The sequence below is a fragment of the Pseudomonas sp. SWRI50 genome, assembly GCF_014269095.1.
In the GTDB taxonomy this organism is placed as follows: Bacteria; Pseudomonadota; Gammaproteobacteria; order Pseudomonadales; family Pseudomonadaceae; genus Aquipseudomonas; species Aquipseudomonas kermanshahensis.
In genome coordinates, this window is the sequence record NZ_JABWRW010000012.1 from 24497 (window position 1) to 36833 (window position 12337).

The window sequence follows — 12337 nt, forward strand, 5'->3', positions numbered from 1 at the left end:
AACCTGATTGATCGGTTGTGCCGCGTAGGCTGTGATGGGGGCTGCGCAGCGGCCCCCGTTATGACGGTGTGTTGCTGCAGAAAAGTATGAGTTTTCAAGCAGGCCTATAACAATCTCTTACAGATCTTCCGACAGGATACGGTCCACGCTGTCGACAAAGTAGTCCACGCTCGCCCGTGTGGTGCACATCGGTGGTTTGATCTTGAGGATGTTGAGGTAGTCGCCGGTCGGCTGCATGAAGATGCCCAGGTCACGCAAGCGGTCGCACAGCAGCAAGGTCTCCTCGGTCGCCGGTTCCAGCGTCTGCCGGTCGCGTACCAACTCAAGCCCCAGGTAGAAGCCCGAGCCATGCGCCGCACCTGCGAGTGGGTGCTTGTCGACCAGCGCCTGCAAGCGCGCCTTGAAGTAGCGGCCGGTGTCGCGGGCGTTGTCCCACAGCCCTTCCTCTTGCATCACGTCCAGCACCGCCATGCCGATGCGGCAACTGACCGGGCTGCCCCCCGCCGATGAGAAGAAGTAGCCCTGCGCCTCCAGCGCCTCGGCGATTTCGCGGCGGGTGATCACTACCCCCAGCGGCTGGCCGTTGCCCATGCCCTTGGCCATGGTGATGATGTCGGGCACCACCCCTTGCTCCTCGAAGCCCCAGAAGTACTCGCCCAGTCGGCCATAACCCACCTGCACCTCGTCGGCGATGCACACGCCACCACGGGCGCGCACCTTGGTGTAGGCGTCCTGCAGGTAGCCCGCTGGCAGCGAGATGCCCCCGGCGTTGCCGTACACCGGCTCGCAGATGAAACCGGCCAGTTGGCGGCCACGGGCATCGAGGTCGGCCAGCTTGGCGTCGACGTCGCGCAGGTAGTCGGCGGCACTGTCGGCACCACGGAAGCGCCCACGGAACGTGTTCGGTGCCTCGACCGGGTGCACCCAGTCTGGCCGGGTTTCCAGGGCTTGCGGGTTGTCGGCGATAGAGGTGGAAATGGCGTCTGTAGCCACCGACCAGCCGTGGTAGGCCTCCAGCACGCTGAGCAGGTCGCGCCCGCCGCTGTAGGCCCAGGCCAGGCGGATGGCCAGGTCGTTGGCCTCGGTGCCGCTATTGACCAGGAACACCCGGTCGAAGCCTGCTGGCGCCAGCTTCAGCAGGCGTTCGGAGAACTCGGCGATGGCCGCGTAGTGGAAGCGCGAGTTGGTGTTCAGCAGCGACCATTGCCGCGCCGATTCCGCCACCATGCGTGGGTGCCCGTGGCCAAGCACGGCCACGTTGTTGAGCATGTCCAGGTAAGACCGGCCCTGCATGTCGATCAAATAATTGCGCCAGCCGCGTTCGATATGGGGCGGTTGCGTGTAGTAGTGCTTTTGCGAACGGGCGAAGCTGGCATCACGACGTGCCAGCAGCGCCTGTGCATCGGGCAGCGGTTCGGCGTCGCAATCAAAGCCCAGCAGCGCGGCAGGCGACGGGCACAGCGCTAGCCAGGCAGCGGCCTGGGAGGGGGTGGCGAAAAAGGGCGGGCGGGCGCCGTTATCCAGGCACAGCTGAATGCTGAGCAAGCCACCGCTGCTGCCCAATTTTTGACCTTTTGCCAGGGCCTGCCCATCTGCCGGAGCATCCTCCAGGCCACCTAGCCACAAGCTCCAGTGGGGTGTGCGCAGGCAACCGCGGCCATCGCCATGGCGCTGCCAGGTACCGGCCTGCGGCGCCTGCACGGTGCTGGTGTTGGGCACATGCAATTCGACACCCAGCGCGCAGGTGGCAGGTTCTTCAGCGCGGTCGATATGGGTTTGTGACAGGCGATATTGGCCATGCAGCGTGCACGCCGGGGCCGGTTGTGCAGCCAGCAGGTGCTGGTCGAAGCCTGGCTGTTCCCAGTTGCCTGCTTCGCAGTGCGGGCTGAGCACGCCCAGGTCGAGGCGAGCCACTGGCTGGCCGGCCTGTTCAGGCAACAGGGGCGCGCAACTGGCCAGGTCGGGCCGGCTGGGTTGAACACCGGCCGCCAGCAGAATAGCCGCCTCCATCAGCGCGAATGGCACGGCAGTAGCCGTGTCGAAAATTTCCCATTCGTGGGCGATGTTGTTGCGGATGTACTGGTTGCCCGGGTCTACAGCCAGCTGTTGCTCGCTGCTCAGCACCAGTACCGCAGCGCGGTTGAGCACCAGCGGCCACAGAGCACGCAGCTCGGCTTCGCTCAGCGGGTTGAGGGCCTGGTAGGCCCGCACCGCCGGCAGAATGCGCAGTGGGTCGCCTTCGGCATGGTGCAGCAGTGCCGCACAGGTCACCGAGAGGTCGGCAATGCGCCAGGTACGCAGCAGGTCGCCAAAATCGATGACGCCCTGCACCTGCCACTGGCGCTCGTCATCGCGGGCCCACACGGCGTTGTCATCGGTGATGTCCAGGTGCACGGCTTGGCTTGGCAGCTGCTCCACCAGTGGTGCCAGGCGCTCGGCCGCCAGTTGAGTGGTTTGCTCGACACGGGCGCGTTGCCCGGCGTCCTGCAGCACCGGCAGCAGGTGCTGGATCAACGCCTGCGCGTGCTGCGGGTCCCATTGCAGGGTGCGGTTCAAGCCGGGGTGGTCAAACTCGGCCAAGGCTTGGTCCACTTTCGCGCAAAGCCCGCCCAGCTCGGCTATCAGGCGCGGTGCCATGTGCTTGAGGCGGGTCAGCGGTTGGCCGTCGATGTAGTCAAGCAGGCGTACCCGCAGCGGTTGCCCGTCGATGTCCAGGGCCAGCAATGCCTGCCCGTTTTGCGCCGGGCGCACTGCGGGTACCGGCAAACCCTGTTCGCGCAGGTACGCCAGCGCGGCATGCTGCGCCTCCAGTTCGACCTGGGCATAGCTGCCGTGGCAGGCCTTGAGCACGAAACGGCCCTGGGCGGCATCCACGCGGAAGTTCAAGTCTTGCTGGCTGCCCAGCGATGACAGGCTGCCCGCGAAGCCGTAGTGCGCCTGCAGCAAGGCGTGTGCCTGGGCCTCGCTGAGCGCAGGGCTGGGCAGGGCGGAGCGCTGGATCAGGATGTCCAGGGCAGGGGAGGCGGGCGTTTGGTGGTGGCTGGGCATTGGGCTCTACCGTTGGTGCTGGGGGTTGACGGTAGAGAATTTATGCCCGTTTTGGCTGATGATGGAAGACGATTGTTGTCAGAATTTTTGATGATTGGGTGTGGGTTGTGGGTGCATGTCTTGAGTTTTGTGGGACCTATGAGATCGAGCGCCGCCCGCGCGGCGCTTCGCAGCACAAGGCTGCTCCCACATTTGTTTCGGGCCAGTTATTCCTCAGGCATGGGCGCGCGGCCCCTTGGTGCCCACCTTGATATCCAGTCGGACAAACAAGGCGGTCGCGCGCAGACTTCACAGGCCTCACTGGCCCGAAACAAACGTAGGAGCGAGCGTTGCTCGCGATGCGCCGCGCGGGCGGCGCTCGATCTGACAGGCGCTGCAAATCCATAGCCATGCACCTGGCGGCCCTCCCTCAATCTACCGCCGGCTCACCCCACCCCTCACATCAAAAACTGGCCTTGACCGACACCATGAAATTACGCGGCTCCCCATAATAATTACCAAACGTCTCTGTCCCGATACTGGCGTAATAACGCTTGTCGAACAGGTTGTTGCCGTTAACCGCCACCGACCAGGTATCGTCGATCCGGTAACCGATCCGGCCATTCCAAACTGCGTACCCCGCCTGGCTGATCTTCTCGCCACTGGCAGGCGAAACCCGGAAGTTATCGCTCTGCGCGTTCACCCCGGCACCCAGGCTGAACCGCTCAAAAGCGCCATCGAGCGCGTACTCGCCCCACAGGCGCAGCACGTGCCGAGGCACATAGCTGTTGAACGCCGCGCCGTTCAGGCTGGTGTCGATATCGTCGAGGGTCTTGGTCTGGGTGTAGGTGTAGCCCGCCAGCAATTGCAGGCGCTCGATGACTTCACCACTGATCTCGGCCTCGAAACCCTGAGCGCGGACCTTGCCAGCGTTGACATAGCAGTAGCCATCCGAGGAGGGGCACGACGAGTTGTAGTCGGTCTGCGCCTGGTCCTTCTGAATGGTGCGGAACAGGTTGAAGGCGCCGTTCAAACGCCCGTCGAACCAGGCCCCCTTGATCCCCAGTTCATAGCTCTGGCCCACCAGCGGTTTGAGCGCCGAACCTTGTTCGTCCCGGTAGCTGCCTTGCGGGGTGAAGATGTCCGAGTAGCTGGCGTAGGCCGTCAGGTTTTCGTTCAGGTCCAGCAGCACGCCGGCAAAGGGTGTGACCTGCCCGGTCTCGCGGGCGTTGGAGTGCTGCGGCGGCGTGGCGGTGTCGATGAAGACGGTATCGGTCTCGGCGTTATACCAACTCACCCGGCCCCCCATCACGAGGGTCAACGGGTCGGCCAGTTTCAGGCGCAGGGTCGAGTAGAGGCCTTTTTGTGTGGTCACGGACTTGACCGGGCCACCGCGCGACGAGTGCTCGATGAAGTAGCTGTCATCTGGCTCAGGGATGAACTTGTCGGGGTTGAACACGTTCTGCCGTTGCGCAAGGAACGCCACCGAGTAGAAGTCATCTTTCTTCGAGCGGCTGGCGTTCATGCCCAGCACCAGTTCATGTTGCTGGCCGAAGGCAGCGAACTTGCCATCCACATAGGCATCCAGGCCGTAATCGACCTGGTCATAGTCATACATACTGCCCAGCATGCCAGTGGTATCGATGCCAGGCGTCACCGCACCGGACGCGAAGGCGTACTTGATGTCTTGGGTGTTCTTTGTATAAACGCTCGCCACCTTGAGCTTCCAGTCTTCGTCGAGCTGGTGGGTGAGGTCGCTGAACACCGTGGTGCGCTGGCTGCGCCAGGTATTCCACGAAGGGTCGAGGCAGGTCGAGCGGCTGAGGTTCAGGTCGCTGCGGTCCCGGTAGCGTGGCAGGCCGCCCCAGCAGGGGTTGGCATCCACGTCCTCGTAGGCAACGCCTAGGCCCAACGTCGTGTCGGGGCTGACATCGACGTCGAGGGCGCCGTAGTACACCTGGTCCTTGCGGTTGGCGTCGTCGACCGAGTAATGCCGGCTCTGCTCCGCCACGACCGCCCGGCCACGCAAGATGCCGGCTGCGTTCAGCGGCCCACCGGTGTCGAGCTGCCCGCGATAGTTGTCCCAACTGCCTCCGGACAGGGTGATGTCGGTATGCGCCGCCGCCAGGCCACGCTTGCGCACGAAGTTCACCCCGCCAGCGGTTCCGCCCGACCCTTTCATCATGCCGGCTGCGCCGCGCAGCACCTCGACCCGGTCGTAGTAGGCCATGTCACTGCTGAAGCTGTCGGCTTGAACATAGAGGTTGCCCATGTCCAGCGGCACGCCGTCGTACTGGTACTGGCCCGACATGCGGAACCCGCGCGAATAGAAGTATTTGCCGCCCATGGTCGAGTCGTACACGGTGATGCCGGGCGTCTTTTCCATGACCTGATCGATGGTGTACAGGTTCTGGTCGTCCATCATTTTGCGCGTCATCACCGTGACCGACTGCGGCGTCTCCTTGAGCGAGTGCTCGCCCTTGCCGATGGTCACCGCGCCCGTGGTGTACGAGCCGCTGTTTTCAGTGGTTGCGCCCAGCACCTGGCTGGTGATGTTGGTGGCCCCCAGCTCCAGTGCCGAGCCCGACGACGGCACCGCCTGCAGCACATAAGTGCCGTTTGACCGCGGCTCGGCCTGCAGGCCGCTGCCTGCCAGAATCTGGGTAAAGCCCTCGCTTACACCGAACGCACCTTTGAGGCCGGGGCTCTGCAAACCGTCTGTTTGCCGGGCATCGAACGAAATCGCGGCGCCCGCCGCACTGGCGAAGCGGCTGAGGACTTCAGTCAGGCTGCCCCCCGCAATATTGTACGACCGTACGGCATTTTGCTGCGTCGGCTGCGGCGCTGCATACGTCGTCATGGGCCAGGCACCAGCGGTGGTTGCCGCCAACAGCCCAACATTTATTGCAGTCGCCAGACGACCACGCTTGAACACAGCAGACATACCAATCCTCCCCCTGAAAACGATCAATAGAACCCTTTGGGGGATGAGCCGAACGTCGTGTAAGAAAAGTGCAAAACCCGCGAAAGTTTTTTCAGCCCGCTGGGGCAGGGGGCGGTGATACGGTGACCCAAAAACGGCTGTAGCGCGTGACGCGCAGCGCAAACCCGGTCTCCAGTGCCGCCAATGCCCGGTCAGTGTCATCGATGGGGAACGCGCCAGAAACCTTCAGCTGGGCAATGCGGGGATCACAGCGCAGCACCCCGGTGCGATAGCGCGAGAGGTCCGCCAGCAGTTCGCCCAAGGGACGGTCCAGGGCGATGATGCTGCCTTGTTGCCAGGCCCCTACAGAGGCGTCATTGCGCCGTATTGCCCCCACCGAACGGTCAGAAAACGCAATGGATTGCCCAGCCTCAACACGCACTGCCAACGCACCGCTGGACGCCCTCACTTCCACCGCCTTCTCGAGCACGGCCACGTCACCCTCCAAGGCTTGGGAGCGAACCAGAAATCGCGTGCCCAGCGCCCGTACCTGGCCATGCCGGGTGCGCACAATGAACGGCCGTTGCGCGGGGTCGGCCGCCGTGGTGACCAGAATTTCGCCGCGCAACAGTTCCAGCACCCGTTGCTGGCCGTCGTACTTGAGGTTCACCGACGTGTCGGTGTTCAGCAGCAGCGAGCCGCCATCGGGCAAGCGAAACGCGCGGCGTTCACCCACAGCGGTGCGGTAGTCGGCCAGCAGCTGCTGCGAGGTGTCGCTGCGCCAACCCAGCCAGCCCAGCGAAGTGGCCGGCACCAGTATCACGACACTGCGCAACAGCTGGCGCCGAGAGCGCTCGGCGCCGCGCAAGGCAGGGGCCGCCAGGGCGCCGGGCACGCGGGTCATCTGCTCGCCCACGGCGGCCATGCGTTGCCAGGCCTGACGGTGGGCCGGGTCGGCAACCAGCCAGTCGTTCCAGGCGCTGCGGTCGGCGTCGGTGGCGATGCCCGAGTGCAGCCGCGCGTACCAGCGCGCGGCGACACTGATGGCGTTCAACTCGGCGGGCGACAGGCTCATGCCAGTTGCAACTGCATCAAACAGCAATGCTCCATGGCTTTGGCCATGTAGTTGTTGACGCTGCGCACGCTGATGTTCATGTGCTCGGCAATCTGTGGGTAGGTCAGGCCGTCGAACTGCGACAGCATGAACACCTGCTTCACCTTCGGGCCAAGCCCTTGCAGCAGGCGGTCGACTTCTACCAGTGCCTGCAACAGGATCGCCTGTTCCTCCAGCGAAGGCTGCAACGCCTCCGGCAGGCTAGCCAAGGCCTCCAGGTAGGCCTGCTCCAGTGAGCGTCGACGAATCAGGTCGATCAGCAGGCCCTTGGCAATTCGCGACAGGTAGGGGCGTGGCTCGCGAATATCCAGCGCAATGCGTGCCTTGATCACCCGCACGAAGGTGTCCTGCGTCAGGTCGGCGGCATCGAACGCATTGCCCAGGCGTTTGCGCAGCCAGCCATTGAGCCAGCCGTGATGTTCGCAGTACAGATCATTGACGGCGCTACGCAGGGATAGATCGTTGGCGGGCATGGTGATGGAATGGTTCGCGAGTGGTAATGAATCTTATTGTCGTGCGGGCTGTGGTTTTTTTGCAAGCGCTACAAAGATTCAAGAAACGCACGTATCGCCTGCCGCTCGCCTTTGCTCAGCGCCGCATAGCGTTGCCGGGCCACTTCTGCTTCACCGCCATGCCAGACAATCGCTTCTTCCAGGGTGCGCGCTCGGCCGTCGTGCAGATAGCCGCTGCCGGGGGTAATCCGCTCGCTCAGGCCAAGCCCCCACAGCGCCGCCGTGCGCCACTGCCGGCCGTTGGCGAGAGAGTCTTCACGGCCATCGGCCAGGCCGGGGCCCATGTCGTGCAGTAACAGATCGGTATACGGCGCGATGCGTTGCTGTGTCAGGGCGGGATAAAGCGGGTGTGTGCCGGTGATCAGCTCGGGGCGGTGACAGGCGCTGCAGCCACTGGCAGTGAACAGTTTTTCGCCCTCAATGACCGCAGGTTCGGCCTGTTGTCGACGGGCCGGTACGGCCAGGTGAGCGAGGTAGAAATGCAGGTCGCCGAGTTGCAGGGCGTCCAACTCCGGCTCGCCGCCATGCGCTGCTTGGGCACAGGCCAGTTGAGTGGGCGTGCAGTTCTGCACGGGGGCGAGCGGGGACGTGATGCCAAGATCACCCAGCATGGCGTGGGCGATTTGTTGGCGCAGGTCCGGTTGGTTGGCCTTGAGGCCAAAGCGGCCTGCCTCGGTGCGTTGTCGCTCGACACTCCACACCTGATTGACCTGCCCCGTCACGCCATCTGGTTTGGCTTCGGAGGCCATGGCGTGCAGGGTGCGCTCATCGATAGCCTCCAGCAAACCAAGGCCAATGACCGGCGAACCCACGCGTGCCGACGTTAACACCGCGTCCAATGGCCCATAAGCCAGCTCACGCAGCTCGACACGCGGCTTGCGCAGCATGACGGTTTCGCCATCGCCCAGCTGCACCGCCTGCTCCTCCCAGTGCACATGGGCGCGCCCTTCACCCGGCACGCCAGGCACACCCTGATCGTTCAACTGATCGCCGTAGAGGGGGTGAGGCTTTGGCCCGCCATGGTCGTCGTGCCCCGGCAGGGACAAGCGCAGCAACATGCTGCGCATCGGCTGCCCGTGTTCAGGCGCCTGGCCACGGCCGTTCTTGGGGTGGCAGGCGATGCACGACACCCGGTTGTACAGCGGCCCAAGGCCATCCACCGCCTCGTCTCGGGACGGTGCAACCACCCAGGCCTGGCGGAACAGGCTGCGCCCGCGGAAGAAGCGTTCCAGTTGGCCTTCGTCCAGCCCGGTGAACGGCTGGGCGTAGGCTTCACGGTTGGCCGCGGTGTGCGTGGTCTCGGCGCTGGCGAGCAGGCTCGTCAGCACACCCATCGTTAACCAAGCAGCGCGCACGGCAGTCACTGCCCCAAACCATCGAGCAAACGGGCGGCCTCTGCCCGGTGAAGCGCGGCCTGGAACTGCCAGCTGATTTCCCGGCGGCCGAGTTCGTCCGCGTCGGTGGCCGGCGCTTGCGTCATGCCCTGGTCCTGGCGCGCCGCGAACAGTGCCAGTAAGGGCTTAGCCTCGGCGTGTTCGGCATCCAGGGGCGGTGCAGTCAACTGTTGGCGTATGGCGGTGACGTCCAGCCCAGCTGCTTCGGCCGCGTGCAGCCGAGCCCAGAGCTTGCCCAAGGCTTCATGGGGCATGCCGAGCCAGTGGGTGAACAATGAGCTGATCAAGGCCAGGCGTTCGCGTGAGCTGCCGTTGCCGTAGTCATAGGCGCCCAGGCCGGCAGCAACGAACGGGTCATGGTAGTCCGCCGGCAACTGCCGATAGACACTGGGGCGTACGGGCAGTTTGCGGATATCGGCATCGGCCAGCAGCCCTTGGCCTGCTTCCGACAGCACGAACTGCGCAAACGCTCGGGCACCCGCCAATGCCTGGCTGTGGGCTGTAATGGCGATGAATGCAGGGTTAAGGCCGCCATGGGCCGGATAGACGAAATCCACCGGCTCGCCATTGGCTTTGGCCGAGGCGACAAAGAAATCGATCGACAACCCGACGGCTGCACGCCCGCTGGTCACTTCATCACTGACCAGGGTGCCACCCCGCGTTACCAGGCGCGCCTGGCCGGCCAGTTCACTCCAGAGGGCCCAGCCACGTTCCCAGCCATAGGCACGCAAGACGATATCCAGCAGGACCGGCGCAAAGCCGACCCGGCCTGGGTCTGGCAGCGCAATGCGCCCGCGCAGTCGTGGGTCGAGCAAGTCTGGCCAGTCCCTTGGTACCGGAACCCCCAGTTCGCCCAGCGACGTGGCGTTGATGGCAAAGCCATAGCCCGCGAGCTCGGTTGCCTGGTACAGCTGGCGTTGGTCACGCAATGACAAACCACCGATCTGTGCCGGCAGGCCCTTCAGGCTGATCCCCAGGGGTTGCCAGCTACCGGCTTTCGCCAGCCGGGCGAAGTTGCCCGGCGACGGTGCCCAATAGACATCGACACCGCCCTGCTGTGCTTGCAGCAGATAGGGCAGGGCATCGAAGCCCTGGCGCCAGAGGATGTGCAGGCGATAGCCTGGGTGGGCTTGAGCAAAGCCATCCTCGATCCGCGTCATCACCTCTTCGGGGTAGCTGGTCATGACCACCACGGTTTGCGGGGCAGCGTTCAGCAGCGTGCTGACCGTCAGCAGCAGGCCCGCCAGCCAGCGGTTACAGCGGCACATTGAATTGCACGAAGTATTGACGGCCCATTTCAGGGTAGCCCTCGCTGTACTCATACAGCCGGTCGAACAGGTTGCGAATGCCGCCCTCGATCAGCACATCGTTGCTGAAGCGGTAGCCGCTCTTGAGGTTGTACACCGCGTAGCCGGGCGCCATCTGGTTGCCGTCCGAGGTGTTGTAGCGACGCGATGCGGCTTCCACGCTGGCAGTGTGTTGCCAGTCACCCAGATGCCACGAGGCCGAGCCGAACGCGCTGTGGCGTGGGGTATCGGTCGGGTGCAGGTCGTGGTCGCTGAGGTTCTCGCGGTCGAGCCAGGTGTAGTTTGCCGCCAATTCCCAGTTGCCCAGGTCGCCGTTGATGCCAAGCTCCAAACCCTGGTTTCGCGCTTTGGCAATGTTCTGGTACTGGCCGCAGGGCGCAGCGCAGTTAGGCTGCGCGGGTACCGTGACGTTTTGAATGGAGTCCTCGATGTTGGCCACGAACAGCGCGGCGTCCAGCTTCCATTGCGGGGCGATCTGGCCGCTGTAGCCGAGCTCATAGTGAGTCGCCCGCTCAGACTTCAAGTCGGGGCTGGGGATCACCGTGCCGAAGCGCGTCGAGTAGCGGTCCTTGATGGTCGCGAAGCGGCTTTTGCGTGCCACGGTCAGGCGCAGTTGGCCGTCGTCGTGGGTGCCTAGCAGCGGGTTGGTATTGGCGAACAGGCCCAGTTGCGCGTTGACGGCGTCGTTGCTGCCAGTGGGTTCGTCATAGCGCGTGGCCTGCGATGGCGAGCTGGCGTTGGTGCCGTAGTTCTGTGCGTCCAGGCTCTTGCGGTAGTTGTACGAGACGCCGCCCACCACGCTGAAGATGTCGTTCAGGCGCAGGGTGTCTTCCAGGGCAATCGACTGAGTCTGGTCGCGGAAGTGGGTCTGGGGGTTGGCGCCATCACGCGAGCGATGCACATCGTCTTTGAAGTGATAGGCAATGCCCAGGCGGTTGGCCTCGCTCAAGGCCAAGTCGCCTTCCACCGAAAAGCCGCTGCTCTCGTCATCGTATTTACTGGGGAAGCCCGGCTGCAAAGCGCCGACCACGCCATTGCGATAGGTGAAGCTTTCCAGCGAGTTCTTGAAGGTGTCGTGGTACACGCGCGTTTTCAGGGCGTGCTCGCCAAAGCCGGTCTTGGTGGCGATGAACACACTGGTATTGTCCGACCGCGGCCACTCCCACCAGCGCGCACGTTGGCCGGTGGTCGGCAGGTCGCCGGCATACGGCGGTTGGCCCTTGCTGCCTTCCTGCTGAACGTAGCCGAGCACGTATTCATCGGTTTCACTGGGGGTGAAGCCGACTTTGAAGCTGAATTTGCTGTCGCGGTGGTTGCTGTTCTCGCGCCGCCCCGTGCCCTGCTGGTTGTTGGTTGGCTTGAAGTCATCGGGCAGCAGGGTGTAGTCGTAATCGACATAGGACACGCCGCCCTGAACCCACCACAGGCCCTGGTTGGAACCCACGTTGGCGTAACTGCGGTAGGCATTCACGTTACCGTGATCGGTCAGCTCCAGCCCCCCACCCACTTCGCCCTCGAACGCTTGCGTGGGGCGGCGGGTCACCAGGTTGATCGCCCCGCCCAGGGTGTTGGGGCCGTACAGCAGTGAGGCGAAGCCCTTGTCCACCTGGATGCGTGACAGGTCGTTGGTGGTGAAACGCCCCAGGTCGATGTTGCCGTCGTAAGGTACGTAGGTGGGAATGCCGTCGATGAACACCGGCACCTGCAGGCGATCGAAACCGCGCACGAATACCACCTGCTCGGCGCGACCACCGATGTAACCGAGGTTGACCCCAGGGGCCAATGTGAGTGCGCTGCCGACGGTCTCGCGGTCGTGCAGCCGAATGTCTTTCAAGTCGATGACGCTACCACCCGTGGACAGCGTTTCGTCCCGTGGTGCGGAAATCTGGATTTCGCCGAGGTTGAAGGTGTTGTTTTGTTCGGCGACAGCGGGTTGAGCACCGAGGGCTGCGACGGCAACCATCACGGTGCGCGGTGTTAGCGGCTTCATTACTGCTCCTGGGTCGGCCATGGCGGTGGCGGGCCTGGCAACGTTATATATTGTTGTATATAGCGATAGG

At 63.9% G+C, this 12337-nt stretch carries 7 protein-coding genes; all 7 read right to left on the minus strand.

The window, feature by feature from the left end; genetic code table 11:
• Positions 1-117: 117 nt before the first annotated feature.
• Complete coding sequence (locus HU750_RS14465; RefSeq protein ID WP_186680738.1) at positions 118-3048, minus strand: aminotransferase; 2931 nt, start codon at positions 3046-3048, stop codon at positions 118-120.
• Between the two features lie 442 nt (positions 3049-3490).
• Positions 3491-5971, minus strand: coding sequence for a TonB-dependent siderophore receptor (locus HU750_RS14470; protein ID WP_186680740.1), 2481 nt, complete (start codon positions 5969-5971; stop codon positions 3491-3493).
• Positions 5972-6062: 91 nt separating this feature from the next.
• Positions 6063-7025, minus strand: a complete 963-nt coding sequence (locus HU750_RS14475; protein ID WP_186680747.1) for a FecR domain-containing protein — start codon at positions 7023-7025, stop codon at positions 6063-6065.
• The gene (locus HU750_RS14480) at positions 7022-7537 is read right to left on the minus strand and encodes a sigma-70 family RNA polymerase sigma factor (RefSeq protein WP_186680749.1); all 516 of its coding nucleotides are present in this window, start codon (positions 7535-7537) and stop codon (positions 7022-7024) included. Before HU750_RS14480 ends, HU750_RS14475 begins: the two co-directional genes overlap by 4 nt.
• A 68-nt stretch (positions 7538-7605) precedes the next feature.
• Positions 7606-8910, minus strand: a complete 1305-nt coding sequence (locus tag HU750_RS14485; protein WP_186680751.1) for a di-heme oxidoreductase family protein — start codon at positions 8908-8910, stop codon at positions 7606-7608.
• Between the two features lie 26 nt (positions 8911-8936).
• Positions 8937-10238: an ABC transporter substrate-binding protein gene (locus HU750_RS14490; RefSeq protein WP_186680753.1), complete on the minus strand. Its 1302-nt coding sequence runs from the start codon at positions 10236-10238 to the stop codon at positions 8937-8939.
• Complete coding sequence (locus HU750_RS14495) at positions 10225-12267, minus strand: TonB-dependent receptor plug domain-containing protein (protein WP_186680755.1); 2043 nt, start codon at positions 12265-12267, stop codon at positions 10225-10227. The genes HU750_RS14490 and HU750_RS14495 overlap by 14 nt, the downstream gene beginning before the upstream one ends.
• Between the last annotated feature and the right edge of the window lie 70 nt (positions 12268-12337).